Annotated in this window: 15 protein-coding genes and 1 tRNA gene; 10 read left to right on the forward strand and 6 right to left on the reverse strand. The window is 32.2% G+C overall.

Annotation, left to right across the window (positions count from 1 at the left end):
- From ABIK75_06755 to amrB, 4 genes are all read left to right on the forward strand, one after another.
- Positions 1–2,776, forward strand: a 2,776-nt coding sequence (locus ABIK75_06755; GenBank protein MEO0090782.1) for a C25 family cysteine peptidase, incomplete at its 5' end; no start/stop codon positions are given.
- Between the two features lie 23 nt (positions 2,777–2,799).
- Positions 2,800–3,483, forward strand: a complete 684-nt coding sequence (locus ABIK75_06760; GenBank protein MEO0090783.1) for a TrkA family potassium uptake protein — start codon at positions 2,800–2,802, stop codon at positions 3,481–3,483.
- Complete coding sequence (locus ABIK75_06765) at positions 3,480–3,746, forward strand: tetratricopeptide repeat protein (GenBank protein MEO0090784.1); 267 nt, start codon at positions 3,480–3,482, stop codon at positions 3,744–3,746. Before ABIK75_06760 ends, ABIK75_06765 begins: the two co-directional genes overlap by 4 nt.
- Before the next feature lie 77 nt (positions 3,747–3,823).
- The gene (gene amrB / locus ABIK75_06770; protein MEO0090785.1) at positions 3,824–5,254 is read left to right on the forward strand and encodes an AmmeMemoRadiSam system protein B; all 1,431 of its coding nucleotides are present in this window, start codon (positions 3,824–3,826) and stop codon (positions 5,252–5,254) included.
- On the opposite strand, the gene ABIK75_06775 is transcribed toward amrB, so the two are convergent.
- The 4 genes from ABIK75_06775 to ABIK75_06790 are packed head-to-tail and all read right to left on the reverse strand — an operon-like array spanning position 5,244 to position 8,504.
- On the reverse strand, positions 5,244–5,858 hold the full coding sequence (locus ABIK75_06775) for a hypothetical protein (protein MEO0090786.1): 615 nt from the start codon (positions 5,856–5,858) through the stop codon (positions 5,244–5,246). The genes amrB and ABIK75_06775 overlap by 11 nt on opposite strands.
- Positions 5,855–6,676: a hypothetical protein gene (locus ABIK75_06780; GenBank protein MEO0090787.1), complete on the reverse strand. Its 822-nt coding sequence runs from the start codon at positions 6,674–6,676 to the stop codon at positions 5,855–5,857. Before ABIK75_06780 ends, ABIK75_06775 begins: the two co-directional genes overlap by 4 nt.
- The gene (locus ABIK75_06785; GenBank protein MEO0090788.1) at positions 6,673–7,371 is read right to left on the reverse strand and encodes a hypothetical protein; all 699 of its coding nucleotides are present in this window, start codon (positions 7,369–7,371) and stop codon (positions 6,673–6,675) included. The genes ABIK75_06780 and ABIK75_06785 overlap by 4 nt, the downstream gene beginning before the upstream one ends.
- Positions 7,368–8,504, reverse strand: a complete 1,137-nt coding sequence (locus ABIK75_06790; GenBank protein ID MEO0090789.1) for a DUF6754 domain-containing protein — start codon at positions 8,502–8,504, stop codon at positions 7,368–7,370. The genes ABIK75_06785 and ABIK75_06790 overlap by 4 nt, the downstream gene beginning before the upstream one ends.
- A gap of 89 nt (positions 8,505–8,593) precedes the next feature.
- On the opposite strand from ABIK75_06790, the gene aspS reads away from it, so the two are divergent.
- The 6 genes from aspS (at position 8,594) to ABIK75_06820 (ending at position 13,772) form a co-directional block, all read left to right on the forward strand.
- Positions 8,594–9,889 (forward strand): aspartate--tRNA(Asn) ligase, encoded by a 1,296-nt coding sequence (aspS, locus tag ABIK75_06795; protein ID MEO0090790.1) that lies wholly within the window; start codon positions 8,594–8,596, stop codon positions 9,887–9,889.
- 7 nt (positions 9,890–9,896) lie between these two features.
- The gene (locus ABIK75_06800; protein MEO0090791.1) at positions 9,897–10,571 is read left to right on the forward strand and encodes an HD domain-containing protein; all 675 of its coding nucleotides are present in this window, start codon (positions 9,897–9,899) and stop codon (positions 10,569–10,571) included.
- Positions 10,571–10,843 (forward strand): Asp-tRNA(Asn)/Glu-tRNA(Gln) amidotransferase subunit GatC, encoded by a 273-nt coding sequence (locus ABIK75_06805; protein MEO0090792.1) that lies wholly within the window; start codon positions 10,571–10,573, stop codon positions 10,841–10,843. Before ABIK75_06800 ends, ABIK75_06805 begins: the two co-directional genes overlap by 1 nt.
- Entirely contained in the window at positions 10,843–12,267 is a 1,425-nt protein-coding gene (gene gatA / locus ABIK75_06810; protein ID MEO0090793.1) for an Asp-tRNA(Asn)/Glu-tRNA(Gln) amidotransferase subunit GatA, read from the forward strand. Before ABIK75_06805 ends, gatA begins: the two co-directional genes overlap by 1 nt.
- Positions 12,248–13,654 (forward strand): Asp-tRNA(Asn)/Glu-tRNA(Gln) amidotransferase subunit GatB, encoded by a 1,407-nt coding sequence (gene gatB / locus ABIK75_06815; GenBank protein ID MEO0090794.1) that lies wholly within the window; start codon positions 12,248–12,250, stop codon positions 13,652–13,654. Before gatA ends, gatB begins: the two co-directional genes overlap by 20 nt.
- A gap of 45 nt (positions 13,655–13,699) precedes the next feature.
- Positions 13,700–13,772 (forward strand) — tRNA-Ala (locus ABIK75_06820).
- Between the two features lie 3 nt (positions 13,773–13,775).
- On the opposite strand, the gene ABIK75_06825 is transcribed toward ABIK75_06820, so the two are convergent.
- Together ABIK75_06825 and ABIK75_06830 are read right to left on the reverse strand one after the other, a co-directional pair.
- Positions 13,776–14,618, reverse strand: a complete 843-nt coding sequence (locus ABIK75_06825; GenBank protein ID MEO0090795.1) for a ParB/RepB/Spo0J family partition protein — start codon at positions 14,616–14,618, stop codon at positions 13,776–13,778.
- Positions 14,608–15,387 carry an AAA family ATPase gene (locus ABIK75_06830; GenBank protein ID MEO0090796.1) on the reverse strand — a complete coding sequence of 260 codons (780 nt, stop codon included), beginning with the start codon at positions 15,385–15,387 and terminating at the stop codon, positions 14,608–14,610. The genes ABIK75_06825 and ABIK75_06830 overlap by 11 nt, the downstream gene beginning before the upstream one ends.
- Positions 15,388–15,753: the final 366 nt, after the last annotated feature.

The raw sequence follows: 15,753 nt of genomic DNA on the forward strand, positions 1-15,753 counted from the left end.
GTTATCTTCTTTACCTGATAGAAAGGAAGTATTTAAAGATTTTGGCTATGAGAAGAGGCATATTGAGTTTGATAGAGATTGTCCTGCTCGTGGTGGTTTATTATGGATATGGGATAAGATAGAAAAGGCAAGTTATGAGGTAAGTAAAGAGATAAGTTATAGTTTTGAGATTAAAAATGCCTTTCTTTTGGATAATCTCAAATTTCCGATATTTTGTGATAGTCCTTTTGGTTTTATCCTTAAAATCTATTTGGATAGTAACTTAATAGATACTCTAAATATCCCTTCTGCCTTACCACCGTCTGGTTCTCTTTATAACAAAAAGATAAATTATCCAATAAAAGATAAAATAAATCTAAAACTTTTATTTTATCGAAAAGATAAGGCGATGAACTTTTATACTGATTATTTTGAGTTTATCTATTTAAGGCAATTGAATTTTCAAGATGCGCCAATTTTCCTTATCTTAGATAGTATAAAAAAGCATAATATAAAGATTATTAAAGTTAAAAAACCAATTATTTTAGATATTACCGACGAATTTTCTCCTAAGATATTAAAGGATTATCTAATTGAGAAGGATACCTTATATCTCTCTTATTATGCCTATGATACAACAATTTTATATATTAGTGATTTTGATAAGATAAAGAGGGTAAAAAGAATTGAGAATAAAAGTTATTATCGTAATAGTAATATCCATTTATTATCGGGTGATTATCTAATTATCTGTCCAAGTGATTTATATTATGCCTGTCGGGAGTTAAAAAGATATCGGGATAGGGAGCTCTCTTGCGAAGTCTTTAAAATCGAAGAGATAATTGACCATTATCTATTTGGTATTGAGGAGCCTTATTCATTAAAGAAGTTTTTTGCTTTAAAAAGACCTTTATATGGTTGTTTGGTTGGTGATGCTACATATGATTATCGGGGTCTTTTATATAATAAGCCACAGATATTTACTTATGAAGTTGGCTATGGTTTTGATTTCAATGTTTATAATACGGCGATTTATGCCTTAGATTCCTATTTTGCTGATTTTGAAGGCAATGGCAGAAGTCCAGATTTTGTTTTGACAAGGTTGCCATTAAGGAATGAGAGCGAATTGAGAGATTATCTATTTAAACTTAAAGAATATGAAAGGAATATAAGTAGTTATAAAAAGCGGATACTTTTCTTGGCGGATGATGAGTATAAGGGAAGTCCAAGTGAGCCGGATGAGTTTCGGGCAGATCATATTAGAAATTGTGAGAATATTGCTTCAATTATTCCTAAAGATTATGATGTTGAGAAATTATATCTTACCGAATTTCCCTTTCTTGGTGAAGAAGATAAGACAAATGCCCGTGACGAGTTTGTAAGATTGCTAAACGATAAGGGTTTTGCCTTTGCTTTCTATTTTGGTCATGGTGCTGGTTTTCAGATTGCCCATGAGAAATTATTAACATTAGGTGATGTTGGAAAAGTGAAGGCAAGACCTAATTATCCGATTGGCTATTTTGGTAGTTGTGGTGTTGGTCGGTTTGATGATACCAAATTTGAAGCATTAAGTGAAGAACTTGTAAGAAATAAAGAAGGTTTTATTGCGACGATTGGAGCAATAAAAGGGACTTCACCACCAGGTAATGAAGAACTATTAAGGAGATTAGTTTTGGCACTTATTTATAACAACAAAGATATTTTAGGCGATGCCTTTTATGATTGTTGGCAAGTAAATACCTTTTACCATTTATTTGGTGAGCCATTAACAAAATTAAATATACCAAAGAGAAGAGATTTAAATTTAGAGATTAGTGAAGGACCTTTTTTAGGTGGTAAGAAGGTTGAAGCAAGGATAAACCTTAAAAAGGGTGTAGAGTTTAGTGAGTTAAGTTTTTCTTTGGGTAAAAGGAAAAGAAGATATAAATCACCGGTGATAGATATTTTTTATAATCTATCGGGCGAAGAGATTTTTCAAGCAAAGAAGATATTAAAAGATTCCTTTTATAATTTCTCTTTTATCTTTCCCAAAGGTTTAAAATTAGATACAATCTTTTTGGGTTCACCAGAGAACTATTATTGGGAAATACCAAAGACCTTAAAACTATCAATATTTTATAAGACAAAAGATTCTTCTTTTACCTTTAACATTGATACCTTTTTTAGAGATACCTTACCTTATGAGAATTTTGATACCCTGCCACCAAATATCTACTTGTATGCCAATAATAAAATCCTGAAAGATACCAGTGAAGTAAAAAAGGATTTTCAATTGGAGATAAGGGCATTTGATGAGAGCGGTATATTTCTAAAAAGGGGAGAAGTTTATTCACCAAAGATAATAATTGAAGATGAGGTTATTGATTTGGGTGGATATTTTTATTATCAAGATACCTTTTATTATTGTAAGATACCAATAACTTTAAAAAGAGATTTTAATAATTGTCGTGTTATTATTTATGACAATCTTTTAAATAAGAAAGAGAAAGCAGTTATTTTGAAGACAAAGATAGAACCAAAAATTGAGATAAAAGACTTGGCGGTTGTTCGGGTAAAGGATTACTTATATTTTACTTTTCTTTTGAATGAAGGTTGCTTGGGAAGTATTAAGATTTATACTCTTAATGGCAGAAAGATATTAGAGGAGAATAATTTAATTTTTAATTTTGGCTTTAATTCGGTGCCAATTAGAATAGAAAATTTAGCAAGGGGTATTTATCTTTATAAATTGAGTTTATCTTCCTTAGAAAGAAAAGAGAAGAAAGAGATTGTTAATAAGTTAATAATTGACTATTAAAAAGATTTCCTTATCATATTATTATGACTTTTTGTATTATTGGCTTAGGGAGATTTGGCAGCCAACTGGCGAAGGCATTAATTGATGAAGGTTTTGATGTGATTGTGATTGATAAAGATGATAATAAGGTGAATGAGTTTAGCGATAAGGCGACTAGTGCCTTAATTTTAGATGCGACCGATGATAAGGCATTAAAAGAGAGTGGCATTAGCGAAGTTGATTGTGCGGTAGTTAGTGTTGGTCAAAGGATAGATGCCAGTATATTAATTACTATGCTTTTGAAAGAGATGGGAGTTAAAGAGGTAGTGGTTAAGGCGGTGGATGAGTTACACGCCGAGATTTTAAAAAGGGTTGGTGCCGATAAAGTAATTTTACCCGAAAAAGAGACAGCCATTCGATTGGCAAAAGCCTACCATTCAAAGAAATTTTTTGAGATTTTAGAAGTGAATCCGGAATATTCTATTGCTGAAATTTCTGCTCCCAAAAGTTTTTATAATAAGAGTTTACAAGAATTAAAACTACGTGAAAAATTTGGTGTTACGGTAATTTTAATTAAAAGAAAATCACCTTATCTTAACGAAAAAGGGATTCCAGAAATAAAAGAAGAGATAATCGTTTCGCCCAAGGGAGAAGATGTAATATTAGAAAATGATATCTTAGTAGTTTTGGGAAGAGAAAAAGATTTAGAAAGAATGGTGAAAGAATGAAAAAGATAAAGAAAGAAGATTACGATGACCTGCTGGAAACAGGTCAATTCTATCTTTTAAACAAAAATTACAAGGAAGCGATAGAAGTTTTCAAAAAGGCATTAACAATTAAAGAAGATTACCTTATTTATTATCAATTAGGGCTTGCCTATGAAGGTTTAAACGAAGTTGATAAGGCAAGGGAGATGTATCGGAAAAGTTTGGAATTAAAACCCGATTTTGATGAAGCCAATAAAAGGCTTGATGAATTAGTAAAAGAGTGAAGTTAAAAAATATTATTATTTTTTTAATATCAATTTTAATGTGTGGCTCAAAGCCACAAAAGAAATTGGAGGCAAAAATGATTAGAAAACCTTGTGTTAGTGGTCAATTTTATCCGAGTGATAAAATTGAATTAGAAAAAGATATTAAAACCTATCTCAATCTGGCAAAGGTTTCCGAAATAAAAGATAAGATTATTGGTGTAATCTCACCCCATGCTGGTTATCCCTATTCGGGTAAAGTGGCTGCCCATTCTTATAAAGTTATTAAAGACTTAGAAGTGAACACAATTATTCTCTTGGGTCCTTCTCATCAAGCAAGTTTTACTGGTTTTGCCTTATACGGAGATGGTTCTTGGCAGACACCATTAGGTGAAGTTATGATTGATGAAGAGATAGCAAAAGAGTTGAAAGAGAGATGTCCCTATGTGAAAGATTTAAAAGAGGCACATAATTACGAACATTCCTTAGAGGTCCAGATTCCTTTCTTACAAGTAATTTATAAAGATTTCAAGATTGTGCCGATAATGGCTCTTTTTCCGAAATATGAAGAGTGTGAAAATCTGGCTAAGGCAATCAGCGAAGTAATAAAAAATTCTAAAAAGAAAATAATCTTTCTTGTCTCCTCTGATTTGTATCATGGCTATTCTTACCAAGAATGTGTGCGAACTGATAAACAGACATTAAATTATATTGAAAAAATGGAACCAAAAGTTTTTTACGAAGCCTTATTAAGAGAAGAGATTCAAGCGTGCGGTGGTTTCCCTATTCTTATTGGTATTTTAATTGCCAAAAATCTTTCTCCAAAAGCAAAGGCAATTACTTTAAATTATACCAATTCCAATGATGTAATGGGAATAAAAACTGGTTATTGTGTAGGTTATGGTTCAGTAGTTTTTGTTATTCCGAAGGAAGAGAAAAAAGAAGAAAATTTAAAGGCAGAAGAGTTTGAATTAAAACTGAATGAAGATGAGAAAAAGGAGTTATTAACTATTGCTCGGAAAACCTTAGAAAATTACCTTAATAATAAAAAGATACCAGATTTTAAAATAACTTCGGAGAATCTAAAAAAGAGATACGGTGTTTTTGTTACCTTAAATAAGTTTGGTGAACTTAGAGGCTGTATTGGTTATATTGAAGGAATAAAGCCATTATACGAAGGAGTGATTGATAACGCAATAAATGCGGCATTAAGAGACCCAAGGTTTCCGCCAGTTAGTTTAAAAGAGTTAAAAGATATTAAAATTGAGATTACCATTCTTTCGCCATTGAAAAAGATAGATGATATTAATAAGATTGTTGTTGGTAAACACGGAATATTTATTAAAAAAGGTTTTTATCAAGGTCTGCTTTTACCTCAAGTTGCCACGGAATATGGTTGGGATCGAGAAACTTTTTTAAAACATACCTGTCTAAAAGCCGGTCTCAACCCGGATGCCTATAAAGACAAGGATACCGAAATTTACATCTTTGAAGGCTTAATTATTAATGAAGAAGAAATTAAGGAATAATACCTAAAAAGTTGTGTAAAAGAAAATAAATCCTGCCAATTAATAAAGAGATTCTTGCCATTACCGTATAACCAAAAGAGGCACCAAAGGCAACCATAATAAAAATAATTCCTAATCGGGAGAAAAACTTCCAAGCACCCTTAAACTCCTTTGAGAAATAGAAATAAATGATTGTTGAGATAACACCGATAACTAATAGTATATTATTAATTGTTGTTAATGGTAGTAAAGTAGCACCAATTTGGGGAATTAGAAAACCTTGGATACTGGCGGTGACTCCTAAACCGGCACCAATACCAATCGTAAAAGATAAAGGAATTCTTGATATCCAAGCAGTTTTCGGAAACCAACGGGTAAGCATTAAAACGCCCAAAATTGCCGGAATTAATAATATCCATTTTTCAATTCCGGTTGCTGTCATAAATCGGTCAATAAGCATTGGTTTGATATCAAAAGACCAGACATAGATAACCCAAAAACCAGCTGAGACACCAACATAAATATGTTCAGCCAGTTTATAAAAGGGATTATCTTTATATAAAAAAGAGAAAATTGCCAAGGTTAAGGTTGCTGCCAGCCAAGTACCAATAATATTTAATATCATTTTCTTCTTCTTAAAATAAAATAGCCAATATTACCAATAATAATAAAGATAATTATTAATAAATGGACAAAAGATTGGGCAGGCATTCCCAAAATAGCACTACCCGCTTTTTTTACTAATGTCTCGTATTCGGCTGCTCCTTGTAGTCCACCAATTAAACCAACAATCTGTTTTGCCTGTAAATAGGGAAACATATCCGGAGCCACAACACCAGTAGTTCCTAAAATTATTTTCTGATTAAAACGGGCACCAGCAAATTGAACCCAAGCATCACCAGTGGCACCGGCTTCTAAACCAACCAAAATATCAATCTGCTGATAATTTCTCACTTTTCTCATAAAAGGAAAAGAATCAATCGGAATTCCTTTATAATCAGTAGGAAAGAAATCCCTTATCTCTTTGCCAATACCAACCATTAAAGCGGTATAACCAGGTCGATAACCTAAATTCACATAATCTTCACCATATTTTTTATTATATTCCTTGGCAACCTGATTTAATGCCATTTCACCTAATGGAAGCCCTAATGCCCATTGACCTAATAAGATTACTTTAATATCCTTCGAAAAGCAGTGTCTCAAGATGGCAATAAGCATTGGTTGTAATTCTGGTTCTGAGGCTGCGTCATAGTCAATAGAGATCATCACGATTGAGCCAGGTTTTAAATTATCGATTTCCGAAAAAGCCATTTTTACTTCGTTAGAAACCCGAATAGGCATTATCATTCTAAATATCATTGGTAAAGCAACTACCAAAAATACCAAGAGATAAATTATTCTTCGGTCAATCGTTGCCAATTTTATCCAAATATCTTTCATTTTGTTATATAAGTCCTTTCAATACCTAAAATAATTCTTATTGACATCGCAATACCACCAAGAGCAGTGCCGATAAAAATTCCTCTTTTTGCTGCATTCTGAGGAATATTCATTATCCAATCGCTTATCAAAGCAAAAACCTCTTTTTTGGCAAGTTCTTCATAAGGGATTTTGGGGAAGATACCAGAGATAATATAGGCAATCCCTTTCCAGATATAAGAACCGATTGGTACCCGACCAAGCATAACAATTGTTGCCGCAATTAGTAATAAAGTTGCCTCAAAGGTTCTTGCCCGAAATGCCCGATAGGCAGCCGAAGCGATAAAAAAAGCAAGCAAAGCAAACATTGTCGCCTGTAACGGTATAATCACATAGGTATAAAGATACATAAAAGGTGAATTCAAGGCAAAGGGTGTTTTAAATCTAAACCAAGAATAAAAACCTAAGATTAAAGTTAAAAATAATGAGAAAAGTAAAAGAAGACTATGGATATTAAACTCTCTTTTTAATTTTGTCAAATGATATCGGACAAGACTGTCTAAACCCAGTAAAACCGTAAAGCCAGAAATAATTGAATACCAGATTAAAAATCTCTGTTCTAAATCACCAAAAGGCTTATGAGGAATAAAGAAAGTAATTATTAATAACATTCCGGTAAAGAAAGTGATAATTAATGGTAATTGTGTTCTTATCATAGCACCGTAAAGATATTTTTAATAAATTGATAAATCGGTTCTATGTTTTTAAATAAAACGGATAAAGTAGCAATACCTACTGAGATTACTAAGATTATTAAAATAATTGCTTTTAGGAAATCTTCACCTTTTAATGAGCCAAGCATTTGCGGTTCAGGTTTTAAATAGCAAGAGGCAGCAAACATCTCTTCACCAATTAGAGTATAATCACAGGCAGCAATAAAGAAAGGCAATTGGGTTATGGCGGTTGTACCGGCAATTTGGATAGCACCAACTGCGTGACCAGTTTCTGCCAAGATTAAAGATTCAGCAAAGAAATATCCCTGCCAGAATATAGCTCCTGGCTTTTCTCTCATAATTATTCCGTCACAACCTGCCGCATAACCAAACTGGTCAGAAGTTAAATAAGTAATATCACCTTCTTTATAAAGATCAGGTCTACCTGCCTCTAAATATGCCTCTTTTACTGTTTCTTGAGCAGCAGTCATCACAATTGGGTCATAGTTAGGAATAATTAGCCTTGTACCGTATTCAGCTGCCTTTTTAGCAATCTTAGATAATATTGATAAGGCAGCAATTGTAACCACATCAGTAATAAAACCAAGACCAAAAGAAAAGAGGATTGGTCTCCCCATTTCCGTTGCCCTACCAACAGCATCATCAATCGCATCAAGACCGCTAATCTTTCTTACAAATAATTTCTCGCCCTTTCTTGCCTTTTCAATATAATATAAAAAGACAACAAATAAAATAATTGTAATAACCAAGACATTTAATCGATTCTTATTAAACCATTGGGGTCGAGCGATTATCGGACCAATTATTTCTGATTTTAATGTATCCCTTTCTCTTATTGCCCAGATTTGATAGTAATACTCTTTATTATCTTTTAATCCTTTATCTTCGTAATAATTATATTGAGACAAAACAAAACCAACATTTTCAAAAAGAGTATCTTGCTTTTCGCTTCGATATATCTCAAAAAATTTTATGGGATTTTCTTGCGAGATAAATTCTTCTTTTATCTGCCATTCTAAACTGATACTACCACCTTCATCCGATGGCGTATCATAACCTTTTATATATTCAAAATAATTAAATTGGCAAAGAAAAATAAACAAAAGAAAATACATTGAATAAATTATAATAAATCTTTAAAATAAATTCAAGAAATAATTCCTTTCTATTTTGACAATATTATTTTTTTAATTAAAATAAAGGTATGAAGCGAGTTTTGGTTAAAGATCTGGCAAAATATTTGAATAAAGAGGTTTTAATTTATGGCTGGATTGAAGGAATAAGAAAACTTGGTAAGTTGAAGTTTTTTATTATCAGGGATAGAAGTGGCCAGATTCAAGGAGTTTGTGATAAGGAGATTGAGAATTTGGATAAATTGGAAAAGGCTTCGGTTGTTAAGATTTTTGGTAAGGTAAAAGAAGAGGCACAAGCACCAAAAGGAATGGAGGTTTTGATTGAGAAGGTTGAGATTTTGAATCTACCAAAGGCAAATTTACCTTTTGAATATTATCGCGATCTATCCCTTTTGAATTTAAAGTTAGATATGATTTTAGATTATCGGCCATTAAGTTTGAGAAACATTAAAATAGGTAATATTTTTAGAATCCAAGCCGGAATAGTGAAGGCTTTTAGAAATTTTTTAGAGAAACAGGATTTCTTAGAGGTCCATACTCCGAAAATAGTTTCTTCCGGAACTGAGGGTGGTAGTCAACTTTTCAAAGTAGAGTATTTTGATCGTGTTGCCTATCTTGCCCAAAGTCCCCAGTTTTATAAACAGATGCTTGTGGGTGCTGGTTTTGAAAGGGTTTATGAGGTTGGTTTTGTCTATCGGGCAGAAGATCACGAAACTTCACGTCATTTAAATGAATATCTCTCTTTAGATTTAGAAATGGGTTTTATCGAAGACGAGAATGATGTTATGGATTTGGAGGTTAAATTTTTAAAATATCTCTTTAAATATTTAAAAAAAGAGTATGGTGAAATCTTGAAGGAATATAATGTGGAATTAGAAGAGATAAAAGAGATTCCCAGAATTCCTTTTTATGAAGCCAAAGAGATACTAAAAAGAGAATATCAGAAAGAGTTTTTGGGAAACGATTTAACACCAGAAGAGGAGAGATTGCTTTGCGATTACTCATTAAATAAATACGGAACAAATTTTGTCTTTATTACCAAATTTCCAAGGATTATTCGGCCCTTTTATACTATGCCTGATAAAAATTCAGATTATTCTCGTGGCTTTGATTTGCTTTATAAGGGAATGGAAGTGACTACCGGTAGCCAAAGAATTCACGATTATGATATGCTTTTTGAGAGCATCAGACATTTTGGTTATAATCCCGAGAACTTTAAATTTTATTTAGAGATTTTTAAATACGGAATGCCACCCCATGGTGGTTTAGCAATCGGTGCGGAAAGGCTTACCTGCCAGATATTAAATTTGAAAAATATTAGAGAGGCAAGTCTCTTTCCACGGGATAGATATCGGTTAGTGCCTTAAAATAAAAATGAAAAGGAATCAAAAAGTAAATTTAGAAAGATTGGCAAGGGATAAAGAGGTTATTGCGCTCATTAAATCGGCTGACAAGCAATTAGAGATGATCGGCTATACTGAACACGGTTTAAGACATGCACGGTTAGTAGCAGAAAGGAGTTATTATATTTTAAAAAAATTGGAATACGATGAAAGAAAGGCAGAACTCGCAGCAATTACTGGATTTCTACACGATATTGGTAATGTTGTCAATCGAGATAAGCACGAACACATGTCGGCAATTCTTGCTTACCAAATACTAAAGAGAATGAAAATGTCCTATTACGAAATTTTAGAAGTTGTTTCCGCATTGGGCAATCATCACGAAGAAGATGGAACTCCCATTTCTGAAATCTCTGCTGCTTTAATTATTGCTGATAAATCTGATGTCCATCGAACAAGGGTAAGAAATCCGGAATTAGTAAAGTTTGATATCCATGACCGAGTGAATTACGCAGTTACTAAATCGGTTTTAACCGTTGATAATAAAAAGAGAAAGATTATCTTTGACTTAGAAATTGATACCAAAATTGCTCCCGTAATGGAGTATTTTGAAATCTTTTTAAATCGGATGATAATGGCAAGAAGGGCTTCTTTATTTTTGGGATGTGAGTTTGAACTCTATATCAATCAAGCAAAGTTAATTTAATGGAAGAAATAATAAAAAAGGTTATTTCCTTAGCGAAATTAAGTTTTCCCAAGGAAGAATTGGAAAATTTTATTAAAGAATGCGAAAAGATAGTAAGTTATTTTCAAGAGTTAAAAAAGATATATCGAAGAGAAGAAAAGAATGACCAAGAAACTGGTTTAATAGAAGAGTGTCCATTAAGAAAAGATGAAGCAAAAATTGGTGATCGTGGTTTCTTAAAAGGACTGTCTAATTTTAAAGGAGGCTATTTCCGAATAAAAAAGATTTTATAATGGATATTTTAAAACTAAAGATTAATGAAATTCAAAATCTGATAAAAAGAAAAGAACTGAGTTATTCGGAATTGGTAAAAGAGGTGTTTAAAAAAATAGAAGAGAACAAAGAGTTGAATGCCTTTATTTCTATCTTTCCTGAAAGAGCAATAAAAAAAGCAGAAGAATGTGATAAAGAGTTCGATAAATTTAAAGAGATACCTAATCCCTTATTTGGTATACCACTGGCAGTAAAAGATAATATCGCGTATGCTGGTGAAAAACTTACTTGTGCTTCTAAAATTCTTAAAGATTTTATCTCACCCTATTCGGCAACAGCTGTTAAAAAGTTAGAAGAAAAAGGAGCTATTATTGTTGGCAAGACAAATTTAGACGAATTTGCTATGGGTTCTTCTAATGAGTTTTCTTATTTTGGTCCCTGTCTAAATCCGATAAACAAAGAATATGTACCTGGTGGTTCTTCAGGCGGCAGTGCGGCAGCGGTCGGAGCAAATATTGTTCCGGTTGCTTTGGGTTCTGATACCGGCGGTTCAGTAAGACAACCAGCAGCCTTTTGTGGTGTTTGTGGTTTAAAACCAACTTATGGTCGAGTATCAAGATTTGGTTTAGTTGCCTTTGCCTCCTCATTAGATGTGATCGGTATAATTTCTAAATATGTTGAAGATTGTGCTATTGTTTTACAAGCAATTAGTGGTTATGATGAGTTTGATTCTACTTCAGCAAAAGATCCGGTTCATAACTATTTACCTTTAAAGAGTAATTTAAAAGAAGCAAAAATCGGTATCTCCAAGGATTTCTTTTTTGAAGAAATGGATTCTTCTTTGATAAAGATTTATGAAGATTTCTTTAGATTATTAGAAAAAGAAGGAACAAAGATATCTGAACTTTCTTTGCCGACAATTAGATACGGAATTTATGCATATCATTTAATAGCTACTTGTGAAGCCTCTTCTAATTTGGCAAGATATGATGGGGTGCGGTATGGATTAAATCTAATAGCAAAAGATATCGATGAATTTTATACCAAAGTAAGAAGTGAAGGTTTTGGCAAAGAAGTAAAAAGAAGAATTGTTTTAGGTACCTATGGACTTTCCAAAGGATATTATGAAGAATATTATGGTATTGGCATAAAAGTAAGAAAGGTTATATGCGAAGAATTTCAAAAGGCTTTTGAGAAAGTTGATATAATTTTGGCTCCCACTTCACCAACCTTACCCTTTAAATTAGGCGAACGGTTAAAAGATCCAATAATGATGTATCTTTCTGATATTTTAACAGTTCCAGTATCCCTAGCTGGCCTACCAGCCTTATCAATTCCTTTGAAATATAAAATAAATGATTTCCCAATTTCAATCCAAATTATTGGTAGACCCTTTGGTGAGAAAGAGATATTAGATTTTGCCTATGGAATTGAACAATTATGAAGTAATTATTGGTTTAGAAATTCATTGCCAATTAAAAACCAATTCAAAACTATTCTGTTCTTGTCCAGCAGAATTTGAAAAGGAACCAAATATTAATGTATGTCCTATCTGTTTGGGATTTCCCGGAGTATTGCCAGTTTTAAATAAAAAGGCAGTAGAACTTGCTTTGAAATTGGCATTAGCATTAAATTGTGAGATAAATAAGAAAAGTACTTTTGCCCGAAAACATTATTTTTATCCCGATTTGCCAAAGGGTTATCAGATAACCCAATATAAAGAACCTTTGGCTTATAATGGTTATCTTTTAATTGATAATAAAAAGATAAGAATTAGAAGGGTCCATTTAGAAGAAGATAGTGGGAAACTTATCCATACCGCCAATGAGACTTTGGTTGATTTTAATCGGGCAGGTGTTCCTTTGGTAGAGATTGTTACCGAACCTGATTTTCGTAGTCCAAAGGAAGTTGTCTCTTTTATTGAAGAGTTGAAAGCAATTTTAATCTACTTAGATATATCGGATGCTGATATGGAAAAAGGTAATTTAAGATGCGAACCTAATATCTCTTTGCGATATAATAATTATCCTTCAGAAAGAAGGGAGATAAAAAATTTAAATTCTCTAAAAAATGTCTATCAGGCGTTAGAATATGAGATTGGATATCAGAAAAGTTTATTGGAAAAAGGAAAGAAGGTAGAAAGGGCAACATTATTGTGGAATGAAAAAGAAAAAAGAACTGAGATAATGAGAGCAAAAGAAGAAGAGGAAGATTACCGTTATTTTCCTGAACCCGATTTACCACCATTAATTATTAGGGAAGAAGATATTTTAAAAATAAAGGAAGAGATAAAAGAACTTCCCAAAGAGAGAAAAGAAAGATTAATAAGGGAATATAATATAAAAGAAGAGTTTGCTGAGATAATTATTAGAGATAAAAATTTGTGTGATTATTATGAAAACCTAATGAAACTGGTAAAAGATAAAAATTTGGCTACCAATTGGCTGATTAACGAAGTGTTAAGGATTTTGAATGAAAAGAATATTAAGATTAATGATTTTCCTTTAAAGATGGAAGAGTTTAGTTATTTTCTAAATTTATTAAGTGATAATAAATTGCCAATGGGCAATATAAAGAAAATTTTTTATGAATTAGTAGAAAAAAAGATTACTATAAAAGATTTAGCCACCCTTTTGCCGGAAAAGAAAGAAGATTGGGATAGAGTTATCTTTGAAGTTTTAGAAAAAGAGAAAGAAGTTGTGGAAAAGTATAAGAAAGGAAAAAAAGGAGTTATTGGCTATCTAATTGGACAGGTGGTTAAGAAGTTAGAAGGTAAGGCAGATCCGAGGAAAGTAAAAGAGAAAATAATCAAGATTTTAGAAGAAGATTAACAGATTCTTGATTTTTTATGAAGTTTATATATAATTATTTTGATTGGGGGTGTAGCTCAGTTGGGAGAGCATCTGCTTTGCAAGCAGAAGGTCGGCGGTTCGAGTCCGCTCACCTCCATTTTTATTTTATTATCAGATTAATAATCCGGTCTAAATCTTCGTCTGAATAGTATTCAATAATAATTGTGCCGCCTTTGGTTTTTGCCAAAATATTCACCTTTGTGCCAAGAAAGTTCTTTAACCTCTCTTCTAAATCACTAAGAAAAGGGTCTTTTTCTTCTTTTTTTGTCCTTTTCCTTTTCTTTATTCCTAAGGAAGAAATTTTTGCCTCTAATTGTCTTACTGATAAGCCTTCTTCAATTATTTTTTCTGCCCAAAGTTCTTGACTCTGTCTATCTGGTAGCGAAAGGAGAATTTTGGCGTGACCAACACTAATCAAATTACTCGCAACATAATCCCTTACCTTTGGTGGCAGAGTTAATAATCTTAAAGCATTAGTTACTGTTGCTCGGTCTTTGCCAACTTTTTCTGCCACCTTATCATGGGTATAATTAAACTCATCAATCAAACTCTTATAACCTAATGCTTCTTCTATTGGATTTAAGTCATCCCGATGAAGGTTTTCAATTAATGCCATTTCGATCATTTCTGAATCACTCACATTTTTGACAATTACTGGCACCTCATTAAGTCCAGCCATTTTTGCTGCACGCAATCTTCTTTCTCCCATAATCAATTGGTAACCTTCTCTTGTTCGTCGGACAACCAATGGTTGTAAGATGCCTTTTTCCTTTATAGAATTAGCCAATTCCTCTAAACCCTTTTCATCAATTAATTTTCTTGGTTGATATGGATTTGGTTTTATTTCTTCAATTTTTAAATACACTACTTCATTTTCTAACGCCCTTTTTGTTTCATCAGAAATTAAGGCACTAAGCCCTTTACCTAATGCTTTATGTTTCATTTTTTCTCTCCTGGTGGTTTAAAATTTCACTTGCTAATTGTAGATAAGCCTGAGCCCCCAAAGAGGTAATATCATATTGGAAAATTGTTTTGCCAAAACTTGGGGCTTCTGCTAAACGAATACTACGAGGAATGACTGTTTGGAAGACTAAATCTTGAAAAAAATTTCTTAGTTCTTCTTCCACCTGTTTGGTTAAATTTAATCTTGGTTGGTGCATCGTTATTAAAATCCCTTCAATTCTTAAATAAGGATTTAAATTTTTTTTTACCAAATTAATCGTATCTAATAACCGCGAAATTCCTTCTAAGGCATAATATTCTGGTTGGACAGGAATTAAAACGCTATCCGCGGCTGTTAAACCATTGACAGTTAAAATCCCTAAAGAAGGTGGACAATCTATGATAATAAAAGAATAAGACTCTTTAATTAAAGATAGGCTATTCTTTAATAAAAATTCTTTTTCTTCAACAAAGGGAAGTTCTGCTTCGCAGCCAGCAAGGTCAATATTAGCAGGTAATAAGTCAAGATTTTCAAAGATATTATTGATAATAACTTCTTTAATATTGGCTTTTTTTAATAAAATATCATAAAGAGAAAGTTTTAAATTCTTTTTATCAACACCTAATCCTAAGGTAGCATGACCTTGGGGGTCTAAATCACAAAGTAATATTTTTTCCTTTCTCATTGATAAAGCGGCTGACAAATTAATAGCGGTTGTTGTTTTTCCAACGCCTCCTTTTTGATTGGCAATCGCAATTATTTTTCCCATCGCTAATTTTAATATAACCGAAATTTTAAATAAGTCAATAAGAAAAAGAGAGTATAAAGTCAAAAGAAAAATTAATAATAAATATCTTATAAACCTTTAAAATTTATCATCCTCTCAATTCTTATCATAATTTATTATATTTTTCTTTACCACCTTTTTATCAATAATAGAGATTAGTTACTATAATATCTCCTATACTGCCCCTTTTATAATAGAAAGTAAAACCCTCCTGTTTTATTAAAGTAGTGCTCAAGAGATATTTAAAAGGACTAATTATTTACCTTTTAAAAGAAGAAAATACAACTCCTTTAATACCTCCTTTTCCAGTTTATTTCTTACCATTTCTTTCTTAATGAGATTTTCAAC

The organism is candidate division WOR-3 bacterium, from assembly GCA_039801725.1.
Taxonomy (GTDB): Bacteria; Hydrothermota; Tepidihabitantia; order Tepidihabitantales; family DTDR01; genus DTDR01.

Bases quoted from the DNA above. Each gene is read 5' to 3' on its own strand.
- ABIK75_06760 (MEO0090783.1), top strand. From the start codon at position 2,800: ATGACTTTTTGTATTATTGGCTTAGGGAGATTTGGCAGCCAACTGGCG.
- ABIK75_06765 (MEO0090784.1), top strand. From the start codon at position 3,480: ATGAAAAAGATAAAGAAAGAAGATTACGATGACCTGCTGGAAACAGGT.
- amrB (MEO0090785.1), top strand. From the start codon at position 3,824: ATGATTAGAAAACCTTGTGTTAGTGGTCAATTTTATCCGAGTGATAAA.
- ABIK75_06775 (MEO0090786.1), bottom strand. From the start codon at position 5,858: ATGATATTAAATATTATTGGTACTTGGCTGGCAGCAACCTTAACCTTG.
- ABIK75_06780 (MEO0090787.1), bottom strand. From the start codon at position 6,676: ATGAAAGATATTTGGATAAAATTGGCAACGATTGACCGAAGAATAATT.
- ABIK75_06785 (MEO0090788.1), bottom strand. From the start codon at position 7,371: ATGATAAGAACACAATTACCATTAATTATCACTTTCTTTACCGGAATG.
- ABIK75_06790 (MEO0090789.1), bottom strand. From the start codon at position 8,504: ATGTATTTTCTTTTGTTTATTTTTCTTTGCCAATTTAATTATTTTGAA.
- aspS (MEO0090790.1), top strand. From the start codon at position 8,594: ATGAAGCGAGTTTTGGTTAAAGATCTGGCAAAATATTTGAATAAAGAG.
- ABIK75_06800 (MEO0090791.1), top strand. From the start codon at position 9,897: ATGAAAAGGAATCAAAAAGTAAATTTAGAAAGATTGGCAAGGGATAAA.
- ABIK75_06805 (MEO0090792.1), top strand. From the start codon at position 10,571: ATGGAAGAAATAATAAAAAAGGTTATTTCCTTAGCGAAATTAAGTTTT.
- gatA (MEO0090793.1), top strand. From the start codon at position 10,843: ATGGATATTTTAAAACTAAAGATTAATGAAATTCAAAATCTGATAAAA.
- gatB (MEO0090794.1), top strand. From the start codon at position 12,248: ATGGAATTGAACAATTATGAAGTAATTATTGGTTTAGAAATTCATTGC.
- ABIK75_06825 (MEO0090795.1), bottom strand. From the start codon at position 14,618: ATGAAACATAAAGCATTAGGTAAAGGGCTTAGTGCCTTAATTTCTGAT.
- ABIK75_06830 (MEO0090796.1), bottom strand. From the start codon at position 15,387: ATGGGAAAAATAATTGCGATTGCCAATCAAAAAGGAGGCGTTGGAAAA.